Origin of the sequence: Tianweitania aestuarii, assembly GCF_018457165.1 — a bacterium.
Lineage (GTDB): Bacteria > Pseudomonadota > Alphaproteobacteria > Rhizobiales > Rhizobiaceae > Tianweitania > Tianweitania aestuarii.
This window is the reverse complement of sequence record NZ_JAFMNX010000005.1, coordinates 119,450-137,867: the sequence shown is the minus strand read 5'-3', so window position 1 is coordinate 137,867 and position 18,418 is coordinate 119,450. Positions and strand designations below refer to the sequence as shown.

Annotated in this window: 18 protein-coding genes and 1 riboswitch; of the genes, 9 read left to right on the top strand and 9 right to left on the bottom strand. The window is 62.6% G+C overall.

Annotated elements, in window-relative coordinates; translation table 11 throughout:
• Positions 1 to 198 precede the first annotated feature (198 nt).
• From JYU29_RS16705 to JYU29_RS16695, 3 genes are read left to right on the top strand one after another with little or no spacing between them, the layout of a single operon-like run.
• On the top strand, positions 199 to 468 hold the full coding sequence (locus JYU29_RS16705) for a type II toxin-antitoxin system HicB family antitoxin (protein ID WP_213985992.1): 270 nt from the start codon (positions 199 to 201) through the stop codon (positions 466 to 468).
• A gap of 8 nt (positions 469 to 476) precedes the next feature.
• Positions 477 to 2,390: a cobaltochelatase subunit CobT gene (gene cobT, locus JYU29_RS16700; RefSeq protein WP_213985991.1), complete on the top strand. Its 1,914-nt coding sequence runs from the start codon at positions 477 to 479 to the stop codon at positions 2,388 to 2,390.
• Positions 2,387 to 3,385 carry an esterase-like activity of phytase family protein gene (locus JYU29_RS16695; protein ID WP_347879915.1) on the top strand — a complete coding sequence of 333 codons (999 nt, stop codon included), beginning with the start codon at positions 2,387 to 2,389 and terminating at the stop codon, positions 3,383 to 3,385. The genes cobT and JYU29_RS16695 overlap by 4 nt, the downstream gene beginning before the upstream one ends.
• 48 nt (positions 3,386 to 3,433) lie before the next feature.
• Here JYU29_RS16695 and JYU29_RS16690 read toward each other — a convergent pair whose 3' ends face one another.
• From JYU29_RS16690 to JYU29_RS16665, 6 genes are all read right to left on the bottom strand, one after another.
• Entirely contained in the window at positions 3,434 to 4,102 is a 669-nt protein-coding gene (locus tag JYU29_RS16690) for a spermidine synthase (protein WP_213985990.1), read from the bottom strand.
• An 18-nt stretch (positions 4,103 to 4,120) separates the two neighbouring features.
• Positions 4,121 to 4,801 (bottom strand): queuosine precursor transporter, encoded by a 681-nt coding sequence (locus JYU29_RS16685; protein ID WP_250157533.1) that lies wholly within the window; start codon positions 4,799 to 4,801, stop codon positions 4,121 to 4,123.
• Positions 4,802 to 4,871: 70 nt separating this feature from the next.
• Entirely contained in the window at positions 4,872 to 5,177 is a 306-nt protein-coding gene (rpmB, locus tag JYU29_RS16680) for a 50S ribosomal protein L28 (RefSeq protein ID WP_213985989.1), read from the bottom strand.
• Between the two features lie 169 nt (positions 5,178 to 5,346).
• On the bottom strand, positions 5,347 to 5,778 hold the full coding sequence (locus JYU29_RS16675; protein ID WP_213985988.1) for a GFA family protein: 432 nt from the start codon (positions 5,776 to 5,778) through the stop codon (positions 5,347 to 5,349).
• A 35-nt stretch (positions 5,779 to 5,813) separates the two neighbouring features.
• A complete protein-coding gene (locus JYU29_RS16670) occupies positions 5,814 to 7,628 on the bottom strand; it encodes an ABC-F family ATP-binding cassette domain-containing protein (protein ID WP_213985987.1) in 1,815 nt (604 codons plus the stop codon).
• Between the two features lie 15 nt (positions 7,629 to 7,643).
• Positions 7,644 to 8,267: a thiamine diphosphokinase gene (locus JYU29_RS16665; protein WP_213985986.1), complete on the bottom strand. Its 624-nt coding sequence runs from the start codon at positions 8,265 to 8,267 to the stop codon at positions 7,644 to 7,646.
• Positions 8,268 to 8,341: 74 nt separating this feature from the next.
• Positions 8,342 to 8,465, top strand: a riboswitch (TPP riboswitch).
• Positions 8,466 to 8,510: 45 nt separating this feature from the next.
• Between JYU29_RS16665 and thiB the strand changes: the two genes are divergently transcribed.
• From thiB to JYU29_RS16640, 5 genes are all read left to right on the top strand, one after another.
• The gene (gene thiB / locus JYU29_RS16660; protein WP_213985985.1) at positions 8,511 to 9,533 is read left to right on the top strand and encodes a thiamine ABC transporter substrate binding subunit; all 1,023 of its coding nucleotides are present in this window, start codon (positions 8,511 to 8,513) and stop codon (positions 9,531 to 9,533) included.
• Between the two features lie 72 nt (positions 9,534 to 9,605).
• A complete protein-coding gene (gene thiP, locus JYU29_RS16655) occupies positions 9,606 to 11,165 on the top strand; it encodes a thiamine/thiamine pyrophosphate ABC transporter permease (protein WP_250157549.1) in 1,560 nt (519 codons plus the stop codon).
• A complete protein-coding gene (gene thiQ, locus JYU29_RS16650; protein ID WP_213985984.1) occupies positions 11,162 to 11,878 on the top strand; it encodes a thiamine ABC transporter ATP-binding protein in 717 nt (238 codons plus the stop codon). Before thiP ends, thiQ begins: the two co-directional genes overlap by 4 nt.
• Positions 11,879 to 12,118: 240 nt before the next feature.
• Positions 12,119 to 13,546 (top strand): M48 family metalloprotease, encoded by a 1,428-nt coding sequence (locus JYU29_RS16645; RefSeq protein ID WP_250157548.1) that lies wholly within the window; start codon positions 12,119 to 12,121, stop codon positions 13,544 to 13,546.
• Between the two features lie 169 nt (positions 13,547 to 13,715).
• Positions 13,716 to 14,639 (top strand): cation diffusion facilitator family transporter, encoded by a 924-nt coding sequence (locus tag JYU29_RS16640; protein WP_213985982.1) that lies wholly within the window; start codon positions 13,716 to 13,718, stop codon positions 14,637 to 14,639.
• A 32-nt stretch (positions 14,640 to 14,671) separates the two neighbouring features.
• Here the strand turns inward: JYU29_RS16640 and JYU29_RS16635 are convergent, their stop codons facing one another.
• The gene (locus tag JYU29_RS16635; protein WP_213985981.1) at positions 14,672 to 15,535 is read right to left on the bottom strand and encodes an RNA polymerase factor sigma-32; all 864 of its coding nucleotides are present in this window, start codon (positions 15,533 to 15,535) and stop codon (positions 14,672 to 14,674) included.
• Between the two features lie 278 nt (positions 15,536 to 15,813).
• On the opposite strand from JYU29_RS16635, the gene JYU29_RS16630 reads away from it, so the two are divergent.
• On the top strand, positions 15,814 to 16,935 hold the full coding sequence (locus JYU29_RS16630; RefSeq protein ID WP_213985980.1) for an NADH:flavin oxidoreductase/NADH oxidase: 1,122 nt from the start codon (positions 15,814 to 15,816) through the stop codon (positions 16,933 to 16,935).
• Between the two features lie 71 nt (positions 16,936 to 17,006).
• On the opposite strand, the gene JYU29_RS16625 is transcribed toward JYU29_RS16630, so the two are convergent.
• Positions 17,007 to 17,633, bottom strand: coding sequence for a CarD family transcriptional regulator (locus tag JYU29_RS16625; protein ID WP_213985979.1), 627 nt, complete (start codon positions 17,631 to 17,633; stop codon positions 17,007 to 17,009).
• A 335-nt stretch (positions 17,634 to 17,968) separates the two neighbouring features.
• Positions 17,969 to 18,307, bottom strand: coding sequence for a ferredoxin FdxA (gene fdxA, locus JYU29_RS16620; RefSeq protein ID WP_213985978.1), 339 nt, complete (start codon positions 18,305 to 18,307; stop codon positions 17,969 to 17,971).
• Positions 18,308 to 18,418 lie beyond the last annotated feature (111 nt).

The window sequence follows — 18,418 nt, the reverse complement described above, 5'->3', positions numbered from 1 at the left end:
GAAAGCGGATTGGCAGATCGGTGATGTTGAAAAAGCCTGCCGTGAAGCCGGCTTGGAATGCAGAAAGCCTTCAAGTGGATCGCACTTCAAGATCGGCAATCCGCATGAAGGCGCAAGGTTGACGATACCGGCTCGCTGACCGATCAAGCCGATCTATATTGTCATGCTGGTTGAGTTCCTGGACAAGGCAGGCGGATCATGATCGACAATGCCAGACGACTCGTAACGGCTGACGGATCGATCTTTGATCCCGCCGCTTATGAAATTGTTTTGAGACCGCTCGACGCTGAAGAAGGCAACGGTTGGTTGGCAACCATTCCGGCACTGCCCGGTTGCACAGGCGACGGCGAAAGCGAGATCACCGCCATCGCTGATGTAAGGTCGGCAGCGCTGGAATGGGCAGAAGCAGCGATCCACGATGGCGATATCATTCCCAACGCCACGCACCATCCCATAGCAGCGGAATAAACAAGCACATGGCAGGTCCCGGCGACAATTCACGCGCAAAAACCAAGAACGGCAGCGAGGGCGATGCGTTTCGCCGCGCCGTGACGGTGACGATGCGCGCTCTGGCCGGCGACAACGAGCTTGAAGTCTCCTTTGCCAAGGACAAACCGGCGCTGGCCGGGCAGCGCGCCCGCCTCCCGGAATTGCCTAAGAAGGCCTCGATCAACGACATCGCGGTGACCCGCGGCCTTGGCGACTCCATGGCGCTGCGCAAGGCGTGCCATGACAGCGCGATCCACAATCGCCTCGCGCCGGACGGCCGGCAGGCGCGCGCGATCTTCGATGCCGTGGAACAAGCGCGCGTGGAAGCGATCGGTGCGCGGGCCATGAAGGGTGTCGGCGACAATCTGACATCCATGCTGGAAGACAAATACGCCAAGGCGAATTTCGCCGACGTATCGAGCCGCGACGATGCCCCGATCGAGGAAGCGGTTGCGATGATGGTGCGCGAAAAGCTCACCGGTCGCGCCGTCCCGCCGAGCGGCGAGCGCGTGGTCGATCTTTGGCGCGGCTGGGTGGAAGACAAGGCCGGCGGTAATCTCGAAGGTCTCGTCGACAGTCTCGACGACCAGAACGCCTTTGCGCGCCTCGTGCGCGACATGCTCGTGTCCATGGACATGGCCGAAGACATCGGCGACGACGATCAGACCGAAGACAACAACGAGGACGACAGCGACGAGCCGCAGGGCGACGAGGGCGGGGAAGAAGGCGGCGAGGACGAATCCGGCTCGCAGGAATCCCAATCCGAAGAAGCCGATGCGTCGAGCGACGAGCAGGAAGCCGGCGAAAGCGAAGCGGCCGCGACCGCTGCCGACGACCAGTCCGAATCCGACGATCTCGACTCGGAAACGCCGGGCGAAACGCGCCGTCCCGAAAACGCCTTCAACCAGTTCGAACGCACGATCGACTACAAGGTCTTCACCCAGGCCTTTGACGAGATGGTCGGTGCCGAAGAGCTCTGCGACGAAGAAGAGCTCGATCGCCTGCGCGCCTTTCTCGACAAGCAGCTGGTCAACCTGCAGGGCGTGGTGGGCCGTCTCGCCAACCGCCTGCAGCGGCGTTTGATGGCGCAGCAGAACCGCTCCTGGGACTTCGACCTCGAGGAAGGCTATCTCGACCCCGCGCGCCTGGTGCGCGTGGTGATCGACCCGATGCAGCCGCTGTCCTTCAAGCAGGAGCGCGACACCAACTTCCGCGACACGGTGGTGACGCTGCTGCTCGACAATTCCGGTTCGATGCGCGGACGGCCCATCACCGTTGCCGCCACCTGCGCCGATATTCTGGCCCGCACGCTGGAGCGCTGCGGCGTGTCGGTCGAGATCCTCGGCTTTACGACCCGCGCCTGGAAGGGCGGTCAGTCGCGCGAACAATGGCTGAAGCAGAACAAGCCGGCCAATCCCGGCCGCCTCAACGATCTGCGTCACATCGTTTACAAATCCGCCGATGCACCCTGGCGGCGCGCCCGACGCAATCTCGGTTTGATGATGCGCGAAGGCTTGCTCAAGGAAAACATCGACGGTGAAGCGCTGCTTTGGGCGCATCAGCGCCTGATGGCGCGGCCCGAACAGCGCAAGATCCTGATGATGATTTCGGATGGCGCGCCGGTGGACGATTCCACCCTGTCGGTGAACCCCGGCAACTATCTCGAACGCCATTTGCGCGGTGTCATCGACCTGATCGAAACCCGCTCGCCGGTCGAGCTTCTGGCGATCGGCATCGGCCATGACGTCACGCGCTATTATCGCCGCGCCGTCACCATCGTCGATGCCGAAGAACTGGCCGGCGCCATGACCGAGCAGCTCGCTTCGCTGTTCAGCGAAGAATCGATGCGCGGGCGCGGCGGCGGTCAGGCGACAGGACGCGGGCTGCGGCGCGCAGGGTGAGGCGCATTCTTTCAGGCCTGCTCGGCCTCGCACTCTTTCTGCCCTTTCTGGTTTCCGCCTCCGCTCAAAGCGAGGACATGGCGGTGCGAAGCCGCCCGATCACGGAGTTCCGCATCGGGCGCGGAGAACCGAGTTTTGGCACGCTGACCTTTGTCGGCGGCCTTGAACTCGTATCGCGCCATCCCCTGTTCGGCAGCTTCTCCGCCTTCCGCTTCACCGAACCCGGCACACGCTTCGCCGGGGTGACGGATAACGGCTACTGGTATTTCGGTCGCATCGAGCGCGATGCGCAAAAACGCCCCACCGGCATGACCGACTTCACGATGGAGCCGATGACCGGCCCGGACGGCGAAATCACCCAGGACAAGCGCCTGGTGGATGCCGAAAGCCTCGCGATTGCCGATGGCATTGCCACCGTCGGCTTCGAGCGTCAGCACCGCATCTCGCAATACCGTCTTGAGACCGGCACCATGGGCAAGCAGATCCGCAACCTCGACTTCCTCATTCCGAAAACCGAGTTGCGGATCAATCGCGGCTTCGAAACGGTGATGGCTGCTCCCCAAAGCGGGCCTTTCGCCGGCGCCATCATCGCTTTGTCGGAGATGAGCCTCAACAAGCGTGGCGACATCTTCGCTTCCGTGCTGAGCGGGCCGCGCAAGGGCATCTTCTTCGTGCATCGCAGCAACAACTTCGACATCACCGACGGCGCGTTTCTGCCCGATGGCGACATCCTCATTCTGGAACGCCGCTTCGCCTACACGTCGGGCATCGCCATGCGCCTGCGCCGCCTGTCCGCGGCCAGCATCAAGCCCGGCGCCACCGTCGATGGCGAAGTGCTTCTGGAAGCGGATATGGGCTACCAGATCGACAATATGGAAGGCATGGACATCTGGCAGGCCGCAGATGGAACCACGCGCGTGTCGCTGATCTCGGACGACAACCAGTCCATCCTCCAGCGCAACATCTACCTGGAGTTTATCTACAAGGCTGAGTGAGAAGGCAAAGGAACGCAAAGCGGTCGAGAAGAAGAGAGACCTACTCCCCTACTTCACCGCCAGCCAGATCACATGCCGCGTCCCGCTCTTGCCGCGATGCGCCTTGACCTTGGCTTCCTCGACGCCGAAGCCCGCATTCTTCAAGCGCCGCGTGAAACCGGCATCGGGGGCGGCCGACCACACGGACAGCACGCCACCCGGCCGCAAGGCCGTTTTGGCGAATTGCAGCCCGCGCGGATCATAAAGCCCGTCATTGCCCGGCCGCGACAAGCCTTCCGGCCCGTTGTCGACATCGAGCAGGATGGAGTCGTAGGCAGCCGGTGCCGATCGGATCAGCGCGCTGACATCGCCTTCATGAACTTGAACGCGCGGATCGTCGAGGCAGCCCGCAAACACCTCCGCCATCGGCCCGCGCGCCCAGGCGACCACCGCCGGCACGAGTTCGGCGACCGTCACTTTCGCTTGCGGCGGCAGCACAGCCAGCGCGGCCCGCAGGGTAAAGCCCATGCCGAGACCGCCGATCAGGATGTGGGGTGTTGGTGTGCCGAGCTTTTCAATCGGCAGCCTTGCCAACGCTTCTTCCGAACCGAACAAGCGGCTGTTCATCAGCTCGTTGGTGCCGAGCATGATCGAATATTCGCGGCCACGCCGCTTCAACCGCAGCGTTTCGCTGCTGTCGGGGATCGGCGCGCTGTCGAGATGTTCCCAGGGGATCAAGCGGCAACCAGACCTGTCTCAGGCCGGCAGCGGCTGAGGCCACCAACGGGCGGAAATCAGCCGGTACGGGATCAGCGCCACAACGGCAATGGTCAGCTTTACCGTCAGATCGCCCAGCGCCCAGGAAATCCAGCGCGCAACGCTCGGATCGAACAGGCCGAACAAGGGCGCATGTTCCAGCGCGAAGGGTTCGCTCGGACCGACAAAGGCGAAGACCGGTGCAAAGGCGACCGAAAAGAAGATCGCCGTATCGAGGATCGAGCCCACGATGGACGCAACGATCGGCGCGCGCCACCAGGATGCCTGGCGCAGCCGGTTGAATACCGACACATCGAGTAGCTGGCCGATCAGAAACGCAACGCCGGACGCGATCGCCACCCGCATGATGCGGCCGGGTTCGAGCGCGAACGGGATCAATCCCCATTTAAACAACAAGGGCGGGAAGATGATCGAGCTGGCAATGGCCACCGCAAAGCCGACAAACACCACGCGCCGGGCAAGCGTCGGGCCATAGCGGCGGTTGGCAAGGTCGGTGATGAGAAAAGCGACGGGGTAGCTGAACGCGCCCCAGGTCAGCACATCGGCCAGAACCAGCGGGCCGATCTGGCCGTTCAGCGGGAACTGGACGAATATATTCGAGGCCACGACGACAACAGCCATCGCAGCCACAAACGGCCATACATGTCTTGCGGAAAGCATTTTTTTATCCTGGGTAATGGAACCAGCGGACGGCTTTGAAAGCCGTCCTCAAGTCGTAAGCGGCAGCTAATTAAGCTGCAGCGCCTTCGGTCTGTTCAGCCGTCTTCTTAGCGATCTGCTTCTTGAGCAGGCGAGCCTTCGGCGACAGTTCCATGGCATTGGCCTTGGCGAGGAAGGCGTCGAGGCCACCGCGATGCTCGACCGTGCGCAGAGCATTGGCCGAAACGCGCAAACGAACCGACTGGTTCATCGCTTCCGAGATCAGCGTCACATTGACGAGGTTCGGCAGGAAACGGCGACGGGTCTTGTTGTTGGCGTGGCTGACATTGTTGCCGGTCAGAACGGCTTTGCCGGTCAGTTCGCAGGCGCGGGACATGACGTTACCTCAATTATTCTTCTTAAAGCTGCCGGTCTTTCGACCACAGTTCCTTGCCGCACCAAACGGGTCGGCGCGCAGGATCCAGGCGGCCACATGGGAAATCGAGGGTTGCCATACCCAGAAAAGCGGGAAGCGTCAAGCGAGAGTCACATCAACGAACGCGCTTCTAGCGATCCGATGCCGGTTCGAACCGCAGCACGCCTGCCAGACCCGAGCCTGCCTTGCCGTCCGTGGGGTGATTGACCCCGTCATTTACCGTCACCGCCGAAAAGTCGAACGGGCTGACACCCTCCAGACAGGCGACGTTGACGCCGAGCTGCGACGGGTTCGAACGCCGCTGGTGATGCGTATAGATCCCGCACTGCGAACAGAAGTAATGCCGCGCCACAAGCGTGTTGAACTGGTAAAGCGTCAGCGCGTCTGCGCCTGCGGTGATCTCCAGATCGCCCACCTTTGCCGTGACGGCCACCGCCCCGCGCATTCGGCACATCGAACAGCTGCACCGGCGCGCGCTGCGCAGGCCCTCACTCAGATGCACGCGAAAGCGTATCGTGCCGCAATGACAAGCACCATTGAAGTCCTTGCGATCGAGATCCATGCATCCGCCTCCAGCGGTTCACTGCGCGAAACCGATCATCCCTCGATTTCCTCGCGCAGCATTTCCAATTCCAGCCACTCGTCTTCCATCCCCGCCATCTCGGCACGCAGCTTGTCGAGCTGTGCTGCGGTCTTTTCGAACTTGGCGAAGTCCTTGGCGTACAGGTTCGGGTCGGCCATCACGGCTTCGAGCTTGGCGATGGACGATTGCGCGTCTTCCATGCGCTTGGGCAGCGTTTCCAGCGCATATTTCTGTTTGTAGGACAGCTTCTTGGCGTTGGACGCGGGCTTAACCGCCGCCGGCGCATCCGATGAAGACTCCGCCTTGTTGGCCGCTTTGATCGTGGAGCGCGCGGCGATGTCGGCCTTGCGCTGCGCCAGCATGTCTTGATAGCCGCCGGCATATTCGGTCCACTTGCCCTCGCCTTCCGGCGCAATGATCGAGGTCACGGTGCGATCAAGGAAATCGCGATCGTGGCTGACCAGCAGCACCGTGCCGGGGAAACCGGCAACGAGTTCCTGCAGAAGATCGAGCGTTTCCATATCGAGATCGTTGGTCGGCTCGTCGAGCACCAGAAGGTTCGCCGGCCGCGCCAGAACCCGCGCCAGAATGAGGCGTGCCCTTTCGCCGCCCGACAGTTCCTTGATCGGCGTACGCGCTTGTTCCGGCTTGAACAGGAAGTCCTTCATATAGGACACGACATGCTTTTCCTCTCCGTTCACGGTGAGGCTGTCGCCGCGCCCCGACGTTAGATAGGTGGCGAGCGTCTCGTTGAGGTCGAGGCTGGAGCGGCGCTGGTCGAGGGTGGCGATTTCCAGATTGGTGCCGAGCCGGATCGAACCGCTATCGGGCTGGAGATCGCCGATCAGCATGCGCAGAAGCGTCGTCTTGCCGGCACCGTTCGGCCCAACGAGACCGATGCGGTTGCCGCGCTGGATGCGGGTCGAGAAGCCTGCCACCACCGGACGCCCGTCATAGCTCTTGGCGATATTCTTGGCTTCGAGCACCAGCTTGCCCGATTCCTGCGCCTCGCTGGCGATCAGAGCGGCCGTGCCTTCCGCGCCGCGATGGGTCCGGAACTGCTGGCGCATGGCCTGCAACTCGCCGACGCGCCGCATGTTGCGCTTGCGTCGTGCGGTCACGCCATAGCGCATCCAGTGTTCTTCGCGCTGGATCGCACGTCCGAGCTTGTGCTGGTCGCGTTCTTCTTCGGCCAGAACCTGGTCGCGCCATTCCTCGAAATGCGCGAAGCCCCGGTCGAGCCGCTTGGTCTCGCCGCGATCGAGCCACACGGTTGCCCGCGTCACGCGCTCGAGAAAGCGGCGATCGTGGCTGATCAGGATAAGTGCCGACGACAACCGGCTGAGCTCGTCTTCCAGCCATTCGATCGTGTTGAGATCGAGATGGTTGGTGGGCTCGTCGAGCAGGAGAATGTCGGGCTGCGGCGCCAGAACGCGCGCCAATGCGGCACGCCGCGCCTCACCGCCGGACAACGTCGCCGGCGTTTCGTCGCCGGTGAGGTCGAGATGTTCGATCAGATAGGTCGCGCGGTAGGGGTCGTCGGATGGCCCGAGCCCCGCTTCCACATAAGCGCGCACATTGGCATAGCCTTCGAGATCGGGCGCCTGCGCGAGATAGCGGATGGTCGCGCCCGGCTGGCGGAAGATCAGCCCGTCCTGCGGCTCGACGGTGCCGGCCGCGATCTTGAGCAGGGTCGACTTGCCCGAACCGTTGCGCCCAACCAGCGCGATCTTGTCGCCGGCGGAAGCCGAAAGCGAAGCGCCGGCAAGCAGCGGCGTGCCGCCGAAAGTGAGCTGGATATTGTCTAAGCGAAGAAGTGGCGGAGCCATGAAAAGCGATCAATCCTAGGGGTGTGCGACGAGCAGCGCCCGCCCGGAATGGAGCTCCACGTTCAAGGAGCCGGAAACAATATTCGAGAGCGTCAGCGAGGAGCCGAACGGCACCGCGCGGTGATCGAGCGGCCAGCGCGCGCCTGATATCGAGACAACGAGATCGGTAAAGCCGAGCACGCTGAACAAGGTCTGCTCCATATAGTCGAAGCGATGCGATCCTGCCAGCAGCGGCACGCCCTCCTGGTCGCCGCTGGTCAACAGCACCTGGGTGCCGGCTTCCGCCAGGCGCAGCGCCATCGTCATGTGAAGAAAGGCATGGTCGGGCCGCGAACCGCCAAAGGCGCCAACGAGAACAAGCTCGCTCGCTCCCTTCGCCAGCGCCAGATCCACCGCCAGCTCCCCATCCGTGCTGTCTTTTTCCGGCGGGAAGCTTTCGCGCGGCACGCGCGCCATCAACGCCTGCAGATCCGCGTCGGAGGAATCGAAGTCGCCGACCCACAATTCCGGCTCCACGCCAACCGCGGCCGCATGCGCAATGCCGGAATCGGCCGCAAGCACGCGGCTGCCCGCAATCTGGGCGCGCAAGCGAGGCGTAACGGTCAGATCGCCGCCAAGAAGAAGGGAAAACCGGCTCATGAAGCCTGGGCAATAGCATGGCCGTGGTTCCACGCAAACGCTTGCGAGCGCAAGCACTTCGGACTATTTCTGATGATGCTCTAACGGGGTGCCGGCGTGTTCATCGCGACCGGCTGAGAGGCGAACGGGTGAAAACCCTGCCAACCCGCTGAACCTGATCCGGTTTGCACCGGCGGAGGGATTAGACGCGTTTTCGTGAAAAGCGCCTCAAGTCCTGCAACGTGGATGAAAAGGAGGCGCTTCATGCGCAACACAGGTCTGACCACCCTTCTATCCCTGACGCTTGCGCTCGGCGTTCTGCCGGCGGCTACTGCGACGGCTAAGGCGGCGGAAAACACGCTCACCATCTACACCTATGACAGCTTCACCGCCGAATGGGGTCCAGGCCCCATCGTCGAGAAGGCGTTCGAGGCGCAATGCAGCTGCCAGGTCGACTTCGTGTCGGTGGCCGATGGCGTGGCGCTGCTTAACCGCATCAAGCTCGAAGGCGCCAACACGAAGGCCGATCTCGTGCTCGGCCTCGACACCAACCTGACCACAGAAGCGCGCGCCACGAACCTCTTTGTTCCGCACGGCATTTCGGCCGAAAGCGTGGCGGTTCCCGGCGGCTGGAACGACGACACCTTCCTTCCCTATGACTACGGCTACTTCGCCGTCGTTTACGACACCGAAAAGCTCCAGACCCCGCCAACGAGCCTGAAGGACCTGGTGGAAGGCGATCCGAGCCAGAAGATCGTGATCCAGGATCCGCGCACCTCGACGCCCGGTCTCGGCCTGCTGCTCTGGATCAAATCCGTTTACGGCGATGACGCGGGGAACGCCTGGGCCAAGCTCAAGAACCGCGTGCTCACCGTCACGCCCGGCTGGAGCGAGGCCTATGGCCTGTTCACCAAGAACGAAGCGCCGATGGTGTTGTCCTACACGACCTCGCCGGCCTACCACATCATTGCGGACAAGACCGAGCGATACCAGGCAGCGTCTTTCTCGGAGGGTCACTACCTCCAGGTGGAAGTCGCCGGCATGACGAAGAAGGGCGCGGAAAACCCGCTGGCCAAGCAGTTCCTCCAGTTCATGCTGACGCCCTCCTTCCAGGACGCCGTGCCCGAAACGCAATGGATGCTGCCCGCCGCCAAGACGTCCGAGCCGCTCGATGAAGCCTTTGATCGCATGGTCAAGCCGACCAAGTCCCTCACGATCCCGTCGGATGAAATTGCCGAAAAGCGCAAGACTTGGATCGACGAGTGGCTGCAGGTGATGAGCCGGTAAACGCCTGACGTGACCGTCATCCGCCGCATCCCTGCCGATCCGCGCCTTCTTGGCGGCGCGCTGGCGCTTGGAATGCTGGCGGTGCTGATCGGCGGCGCCTTTGTCGGACTGATCGCCGAAGGCGCGCGCAATCCCCAGGCGGCTTGGGCGGCGTTCGACTTCTATCTCCTGCGCATCATCCGCTTCACCCTCCTGCAGGCGCTGCTATCGACCGTGCTGGCCGTTTTGCCGGCGCTCGTTGTTGCCCGCGCCTTGTCGCGCCACCCCGTGTTTCCAGGCCGGCAACTGATCCTGCAGCTCTTCGCCGTGCCGCTGGCTCTGCCGGCGATCGTCGCAGCCCTTGGCCTGCTTGCTTTGCTCGGCCGTGCCGGCTTTTTGGCCACCCCGCTCGGCGCGCTGATCGGCGAGCCCTGGCCCGGCATCTACGGCCTTTCCGGCATTCTCGTCGCGCATGTCTTCTTCAACCTGCCGATGGCGACACGGCTGTTTCTGGAAGCGCTCCAGACGATACCAACCGACCAGCACCGGCTCGGCGTCCAGCTCGGCTTCAGCGCCTCCAACACCTTTCGCTTCATTGAGTGGCCGGCTCTGCGCAAGGCCCTGCCCTCCGTCGCCGGCCTCGTTTTCATGCTGTGCGTGACCTCCTTCACGCTGGTGCTGACGCTCGGCGGCGGCCCGCGCGCCACGACGCTTGAAGTCGCGATCTATCAGGCGCTGCGCTTCGACTTCGATCCCGCCCGCGCCGTCGCTTTGACGCTGGTGCAACTTGCGCTCACCGTGGTGATCCTGGCCGTTCTGTCGCGCCTCGGCGCCGATACGGCAGGTGACGCAAACCTTTCCGTTGCCCCGCGCCGCTTCGATCGCCCGAATGCGCGCGAGCGCATGATCAATGTCGCGCTCCTCGTTGTGACCGTGGTCTTCGTTGTGAGCCCGCTAGCCGCCATCGTCTTCGCCGGTTTGTTCGCCGACCTGCAACGCCTCGCCTTCGAAACAAGCGTGCGATCCGCCACCGTAACCAGCCTTTGGCTCGCTTTCGCCGCAGCCACTGTCGCGATCGCCTTGTCCTTCGCCCTCCTTCGCACCCGTCATCTCCTGCAAAGCAGACGCCCCGGCGGACGTCCCTCCTTGTTCGAGCGCCTGACCGATCGCGGTGCGGGTTATGTCCTGGTTGTTCCCCCCATCGTGATCGGCGCCGGCTGGTTCATTCTCCTGCGCACCATGACCGATCTTTTCGCCCTCGCGCCGATCATGGCCATCACCGTCAACGGCGTCATGGCCATGCCTTTCGCGCTGCGCCTTCTTCGCCCGGCCCATGACGACGCCGCCACCCGTCACGATCGCCTTTGCGCCTCGCTGGGGCTCACAGGCTGGAACCGGCTGCGCCTGATCGACTGGCCGTCGCTACGCCGCCCGCTCACTTCCGCCTTCGCTTTCGCCATGGCGCTGTCACTCGGCGATCTCGGCGTCATCGCTTTGTTCGGCTCCGATGCGGTAAAAACCCTGCCCTATCTTCTGCTCGAGCGCATGGGCAGCTACCGCACCGCCGATGCGGCAGGGCTCGGCCTGTTTCTCGCCGCCTTGACGCTGGCACTCATGCTCCTGTCCGACCGCCTGGGGAGAAGCCGGCGATGAATGGCCCCACTATCCGCTTCGATCAGGTCGCTTTCGCCTACAACGAGGCCCAATTCCTGTTCGACGCCACCGTGCCGGACGGTGCGATCACCGCCCTCATGGGTCCAAGCGGTTCGGGCAAATCCACCCTGCTCAATCTGGTTGCCGGTTTCGAAACACCGAAGAGCGGCCGCATCCTGATCGGCGAACAGGACATGCGCGATAGAGCACCGGCCGCCCGGCCCGTGTCGATGATCTTTCAGGAAAACAACCTCTTCGCCCACCTCACCGTCGAGCAGAACGTCGGCCTGGGCCGCTCGCCCTCCCTCAAGCTCACCGCCGACGACAAGCGCGCGATTGCCGACGCGCTTGCTTCCACCGGCATGCAGAACAAGAACAACCGTCTGCCGCGTGAACTGTCCGGTGGCGAAAGGCAGCGCGTGGCGATCGCGCGTGCCCTTGTGCGCCAGTGCCCCGTTCTTTTGCTCGACGAACCCTTCGCCTCGCTCGGTCCCGCTCTGCGCGCCGACATGCTGGACGAAATCCGCGCCCTTCAGGCCCGCCTTGGCCTCACGGTCCTGTTCGTCACGCATCACCCCGAAGATGCCAGTCGTCTCGCCGATCACGTGCTGTTTCTGGAGAACGGACACATCACCGCCCAAGGCCCGGCGAAATCCTTCTTAGACGAACAAGCACCCGCCGCATTCCGGCGCTATATGGGTGACGCTGGCTGAAGGCCCGATCACCTTCGCCCGCATGCCGACATAATTGCTCATCACTATTCGCGCCCGCGAAGCGCTCCTTCTTGTTGTAACATGCAAAGGGATGTGGCTAGGTCCGCCGGCCTGTGGCCGAATCCGAGAAAGTCAAAGGGGCGCATTCTGTTTAACCCGCCATTCAGCCGATCGTCCGCCTCCTCATTCGTTGGCGCACGCATGCGCCGCGCTGTGGTCGCGCTGTCGCTGGCGGCGCTGATGACCGGCTGCGTCAGCATGGATTCCTTCAAGGACGATCCGTCGCTGAAATCGGTGCGCCCGTCCGACAATCCGGTCACGGTCGACAATGTCCAGCGCAACGATCGCATGGCAGCCGTTGCCCGGGCGCAGCATCCGCGCATTCTGGCGACCTATGGCGGCGAATATTCCGATCCGAAGCTCGAGCGCATGGTGGCAAAGGCCATCGGCGCGCTGACGCTCGATCCGGAAAACCCCGCCCAGACCTTCCGCATCACCATCCTGAACTCGCCCAACGTCAACGCCTTCGCGCTGCCCGGCGGTTATCTTTATGTCACGCGCGGTCTGCTGGCGCTGGCCAACGATTCCGCCGAACTCGCCGCTGTGATCAGCCACGAAATGGCGCACGTCACGGCCAATCACGGTTTGCAGCGCCAGCAGCGCGAAGCCGAAGAAGAGCTGGCGTCCAAGGTCGTGTCGGACGTGCTCGGCGGCGACCAGAACGCCCGCATGGCGCTGATCCGCAACAAGCTGCGGATGGCGCAGTTCTCGCGCAATCAGGAGCTGGAAGCCGATGCGATCGGCATCCGCGCGCTCGGCCGCGCCGGCTACGACACCTTCGCTTCGCCGCGCTTCCTCCAGTCGATGGGCGCTTATGCCGATTTCCGCAATGTCAGCGGCGCCACCGATCCGAGCCTCGACTTCCTCGCAAGCCACCCGAACACGCCGCAGCGCATCGAACTCGCGCAGCGCCATGCCCGCCAGTTCGGCACGCCCGGCACCGGCTCGCGCGATCGCGATTCCTTTCTCGCCGGCATCGACGGCCTGCTTTACGGCGACACGCCGGAAGAAGGCTATGTGCGCGGCCGCACCTTCCTGCATCCGCGTCTCGGCGTATCCTTCACCGTCCCGGAAGGCTTCACGATCGACAATTCGGCGGAAGCCGTCACGGCCACAGGCCCCGGCGACGTCGCGGTGCGCTTCGATGGCGTGACCATCGACCGCAACACCACGCTTGCCAATTACCTGCGCTCGGGCTGGGTTGCCGGCCTCGACGATTCCAGCGTACGCGAAACCACCGTGAACGGCAGCGAGGCCGCCAATGCCAAGGCCAAGGTCGATGGCTGGCAGTTCGATGTGACGGTGATGCGCGCCGGCGATCAGGTCTACCGCCTCCTGACGGCAGCCCCCCTCGCCAGCCCCGCCCTCACTATCGTCGCCGACAGCGTCACCGCCAGCTTCCAGGTTCTGACGCCGGAACAAAAGGCCGCGCTCAAGCCGCTGCGCGTGCGCGTAGCCGTTGTTCGCCCCGGCGACACGCTGGCCTCGCTCGCCACGCAGATGCAAGGCGTCGACCGCAAGCTCGACCTCTTCCGCCTCCTCAACGCCCTCCCCCCAGGCGCGACGCCCGCCCCGGGCGACAAGGTCAAGATCATTACCGATCGGTAGAGCGGAAGCGAGGGCAGGAACGAGCCTCATGCGACCGGTTTTGCGTGCCCTGAAACTTCCAGATCGTCATCTGGGTTTCAAAGGTTGAACTGCCGGGCTGTCACTCTTACTCGGATGTTCAAGCAGCATCGTTTTTAGCAGGCTCCGCCCGCTCCACAGGACCCACACCATGACCACGGAAGCCTCCGTTCTCAGGCTGTCGATCCTTGTCACGCTGATGACGGCTGTGGTCGGCGTGGGCTTCGGTCTTTTGTCCGGTTCGTCGGCGATCCTGTTTGATGGCGTTTATTCGCTGATCGACACGTCGATGACCGGCGTTGCCTTGGTTGTGTCCAGCCTGATCGTGCGTTCGGGCGCAAAGGAAGGCAAGCCGCGCTTCATGGAGCGGTTCACCATGGGCTTCTGGCATCTGGAGCCGATGGTCCTGGTTTTGAACGGCACGCTGTTGATGGGGGCTGCCGTTTACGCGCTTTTGACGGCGATCGAGAGCTTGCTTGCCGGCGGGCGCGTTCTCGCTTTCGATCAGGGCATTATTTACGGCATCATCACGGTCACAACCGCCATCGTGATGGCGCTTCTGGTGCAACGCGCCAATCGCCGCTTGAACTCCGAGCTTCTCGCGCTGGATGCCAAGGCATGGTGGACGTCGGCCGCCCTCACCGCGTCGCTGCTGATCGCCTTCTTGTTCGGCTATCTCATCGATGGCACGCGGTGGACATGGGCGATCCCCTATGTCGATCCGGTGATCCTGACGCTGATCTGTTTGATCGTCATTCCGATCCCGATCGGAACGATCAAGCAGGCGCTGTCCGACATGCTGCTCGTCACGCCTGTTGAATACAAGCGCGAGGTGGACACGATCGCCGAAGCGATCGTTGCCCGCTACAACTTCACGTCCCACCGCGCTTATGTCGCAAAGGTCGGACGCGGGCGGCAGATCGAACTGTATTTCATCGTGCCGGTCGGACAGCCGGCACGGCCTTTGGAAGAATGGGATGCGATCCGCGACGAGATCGGGGATGCGATCGGTGACGCAGGTCCCGATCGCTGGCTCACGATCGCCTTCACGACCGATCCGGATTGGGCCGACTGATCCTTGGGACCGGTCGGCCAAACCTGATCGGCTCAGGCGGCTGCGATCTGCAGTTCCGGGTTCACCTTTACCAGAGCCGCGCGCAGCTTTTCCAGCGCGCGGTTCTCGATCTGGCGCACGCGCTCCTTCGAAATGCCGAGCTTGGCGCCCAGCGATTCCAGCGTTGCGCCATCATCCTGCAAGCGACGCTCCTGGATGATGCGGCGCTCGCGCTCGTTCAACACGTCGAGAGCCGAACCGAGCCAGCGCGAACGGCGCTCGACATCGATTGTTTCCGAAACGATTTCGTCCGGCAGCGGTGCATCCGAAACTAGGAAGTCCATGCGGTCCGAAGCACCGTTGGAATCGTCGCTCACAGGCGCATTCAGCGATGTGTCATAGCCGGACAAACGCGAATCCATCACGGCGACATCGGCAACGGTCACGCCGAGGGCCGTGGAAATTTCTTCATAGATCGCGGAATTGGACAGCGGCTCGGAGCCCTGTGCAAGGCGTGCACGCAGGCGGCGGAGGTTGAAGAACAGCGCCTTTTGCGCCGAGCTCGTGCCGCCGCGAACAATCGACCAGTTGCGTAAGATGTAATCCTGGATCGACGCGCGGATCCACCAGGTCGCATAGGTCGAGAACCGCACTTCGCGATCGGGCTCGAAGCGGGCAGCCGCTTCCAACAGGCCGACATGGCCTTCCTGGATGAGATCGCTCATCGACAGGCCAAAATAGCGGAACTTCGCCGCCATCGAGATGACGAGCCGCATATGGGCTGTTGTGATTTTGTGGAGCGCTTCCTGATCCTGATGATCTTTCCAGCGCAATGCGAGATCGTGTTCTTCGCCTCGCTCCAGATAGGGAGCCTTCATGGCGGCGCGGATCAAGGTTCGCTTTGCCGTATCGTCCATGGTGCTACCCCGCTCATTCAAACCGGCTGTTACGCCTAGCCCGGACAGGGGAAGTTCCACCTTACTCGCAGCCGGCGCGAGTCCCAGACGTCAAATGAACGCCGGATGAACGGGAATGTTCCACGCGAACTAGCTAGAGCCGCCAGTTTTATTTTCAAGGGATCGATCATGAACCCCTAGGCATGGCGCAAAGGGCGCACAATATCCGGAACGCAGCGCATCCCGTCTCGTTTCAGACGCCTCTCCCCTGCGCTGCGAAATTCCAAGGACATTCCCGTATGACCAAGCTTTTTGAACCCTATCCCCTTGCCGAACTCACATTGAAGAACCGCTTCGTGGTGGCGCCGATGTGCCAGTATTCCGCACAGCACGGCATGCCCAACGACTGGCACTTCGTGCATCTCGGACGCTTTGCGCTCGGCGGCTACGCGCTGGTGATCGCCGAAGCCTCCGCCGTGACCCCGAAGGGCCGCATCACCTATGCCGATACCGGCATCTGGAACGACGAGCAGGCCGCCGAATGGAAGCGCATCACCGCCTTCCTACACGCCAATGGGGCTGCCGCCGGCATCCAGCTCGCCCATGCCGGTCGCAAGGCCTCCACCGCCCTGCCATGGCGCGGCGGGTTCAACGAAACGGCTGCCGAGAAGGAAACCTATGCTTTTGAAAGCTGGACCCCTGAAGCGCCGAGTGCGGAAAAGCATGGGCCCAATTTCGTCGAGCCTTCCGAACTGAGCGTGGAGGAAATCGCGCAGCTGGTCGAGGATTTCGCGGCCGCCGCCCGGCGCTCGGATGAAGCGGGCTTCGATGTGGTCGAGATCCACGCCGCGCATGGCTATCTCCTCAACCAGTTCCTGTCGCCGATCGCCAACCACCGCACCGATGATTATGGCGGCGCGCTGGAAAACCGCATGCGCTTCCCCCTCGAGGTCGTGAAAGCCGTGCGCGCTGCCTGGCCGAAGCACAAGCCACTGTTCCTGCGCGTGTCGGCCACTGATGCTCTGCCCGAAGGTCTGACACCGGACGACGTCGCCGAATTTGCCAAGCAGGCTCATGCGGCAGGCACCGACATGGTGCATTGCTCGTCGGGCGGCTTTGCGGGTGCGGCCATCACCGCCGCGCCGAACTATCAGGTGCCGCTCGCTGCAGCCATCAAGCAGAAGGCCGGCGTGCCCACCACAGCGGTCGGCCTGATCGTCACGCCGCAGGATGCCGCCAAGATCATCGACGATGGTGATGCCGATCTCGTGGCCATGGCGCGCGGTGCCTTGGACGATCCGAACTTCCCGCTCCATGCCCGCCGTGCGCTCGGCTTCACCACCAAGGACGATTACGCCGCCTGGCCGCGCCAGGAAGGCTATGCCGTTCAAGCCATGGACAAGGTGCTCGGCCGCACCTGACCGGCAGGACACCAGACAACAAAAAGCCGGCGCGAAGCCGGCTTTTTTTCGTTCGTTGAAAGCCGCTGGGATTACGCGGCTTCTTCCTGTTCCGTCGTGTCGGACTCGACTGCATCGGCATCCGAATCCGTATCCGCATCATCGCCTTCGGCGACTTCGTCGGTCTTGGCGCCGCGCTTGGGACCCTTGTTCAGGTTGGTCTCGATCAGGCGAACGGCTTCCGTTTCCGACATCTTGTTCACGGCAGCGATTTCGCGCGCCATGCGATCAAGCGCTGCTTCATAAAGCTGGCGCTCGGAATAGGACTGTTCCGGCTGGTTCTCGGCGCGATACAGATCGCGCACCACTTCGGAGATCGAGATCAGGTCGCCGGAATTGATCTTTGCATCATATTCCTGCGCGCGACGCGACCACATGGTGCGCTTCACGCGGGCGCGACCCTGAACGACCTTCAGCGCGCGATCGACATAATCGGTTTCCGACAGCTTGCGCATGCCGATGGAGGTTGCCTTGGCGACCGGCACCTTCAGGCGCATCTTGTCCTTCTGGAAGTCGATCACGAACAGTTCCAGCTTGTGGCCCGCAACTTCCTGTTCCTCGATGGCGGCGATAAGGCCCACACCATGCGAGGGATAAACGATGTATTCGCCGGTCTTGAAACCGTTCCGCGCAGCCGACTTCTTCTGCTGGATAGCCATACGCATTCACTCCTGTGTTCCGGGTCGACGTTTCAGTCGACGGACCGCTTGACCGCTCCGGTCAAAACTCGTAACCGCTTGCACACGAACACACCGCCACAACCCAGACCCGGGTGGAATGCGCACAGCATTCCACCAAGACTGCCTTGGTCGAGAACGATCATTACCTCTGGGATTTGGGCATAAGCGCCATAAAAGGATGGTGTGTCACCGGCATTTGTGGATCAATATCACAAAAAGCCGAACGAATCAAGATTTTGCTGCTTGCGCACGCATGCGCGCTTTGCTGCCTGAGAGATACTCATCAGGCAGGCGTGAAAGCGCGGATTTGATCCTCAGTCGCCGGTGCCGGCTTCCGTGGAAAAATACTTTTCGAGCTTGTCCGCTTCGCCGTCGTGTTCTGCGGCGTCCGGAAGCGGGTCCTTCTTGACCGTCAAATTCGGCCACTTCGCGGCATAATCGGCATTGAGCGTCAGCCACTTGTCGAGACCCGATTCCGTGTCCGGCTTGATCGCGTCGGCCGGGCATTCCGGCTCGCACACGCCGCAATCGATGCATTCGTCGGGATGAATGACGAGCATGTTCTCGCCTTCATAGAAGCAGTCGACCGGACACACCTCAACGCAATCCGTGTATTTGCAGCGGATGCAATTGTCGGTGACGACATAGGTCATGATAAACAGATCCCGCAAGGAGGCTCGACACCGGGTGAAACGCGGTCGAGAACGGATTTGGCTTTGATAACTGAGGCGGAGGTAGTCCGTTTGACCGGGGCTGGCAAGGGG

Coding starts and splice junctions, on each gene's coding strand:
- JYU29_RS16645 (WP_250157548.1), top strand. CDS start 12,119: ATGACCGGCTGCGTCAGCATGGATTCCTTCAAGGACGATCCGTCGCTG.
- JYU29_RS16640 (WP_213985982.1), top strand. CDS start 13,716: ATGACCACGGAAGCCTCCGTTCTCAGGCTGTCGATCCTTGTCACGCTG.
- JYU29_RS16675 (WP_213985988.1), bottom strand. CDS start 5,778: ATGGATCTCGATCGCAAGGACTTCAATGGTGCTTGTCATTGCGGCACG.
- JYU29_RS16625 (WP_213985979.1), bottom strand. CDS start 17,633: ATGGCTATCCAGCAGAAGAAGTCGGCTGCGCGGAACGGTTTCAAGACC.
- JYU29_RS16635 (WP_213985981.1), bottom strand. CDS start 15,535: ATGGACGATACGGCAAAGCGAACCTTGATCCGCGCCGCCATGAAGGCT.
- JYU29_RS16630 (WP_213985980.1), top strand. CDS start 15,814: ATGACCAAGCTTTTTGAACCCTATCCCCTTGCCGAACTCACATTGAAG.
- JYU29_RS16705 (WP_213985992.1), top strand. CDS start 199: ATGATCGACAATGCCAGACGACTCGTAACGGCTGACGGATCGATCTTT.
- JYU29_RS16670 (WP_213985987.1), bottom strand. CDS start 7,628: ATGGCTCCGCCACTTCTTCGCTTAGACAATATCCAGCTCACTTTCGGC.
- thiQ (WP_213985984.1), top strand. CDS start 11,162: ATGAATGGCCCCACTATCCGCTTCGATCAGGTCGCTTTCGCCTACAAC.
- thiB (WP_213985985.1), top strand. CDS start 8,511: ATGCGCAACACAGGTCTGACCACCCTTCTATCCCTGACGCTTGCGCTC.
- thiP (WP_250157549.1), top strand. CDS start 9,606: ATGCTGGCGGTGCTGATCGGCGGCGCCTTTGTCGGACTGATCGCCGAA.
- JYU29_RS16685 (WP_250157533.1), bottom strand. CDS start 4,801: ATGCTTTCCGCAAGACATGTATGGCCGTTTGTGGCTGCGATGGCTGTT.
- JYU29_RS16665 (WP_213985986.1), bottom strand. CDS start 8,267: ATGAGCCGGTTTTCCCTTCTTCTTGGCGGCGATCTGACCGTTACGCCT.
- fdxA (WP_213985978.1), bottom strand. CDS start 18,307: ATGACCTATGTCGTCACCGACAATTGCATCCGCTGCAAATACACGGAT.
- rpmB (WP_213985989.1), bottom strand. CDS start 5,177: ATGTCCCGCGCCTGCGAACTGACCGGCAAAGCCGTTCTGACCGGCAAC.
- cobT (WP_213985991.1), top strand. CDS start 477: ATGGCAGGTCCCGGCGACAATTCACGCGCAAAAACCAAGAACGGCAGC.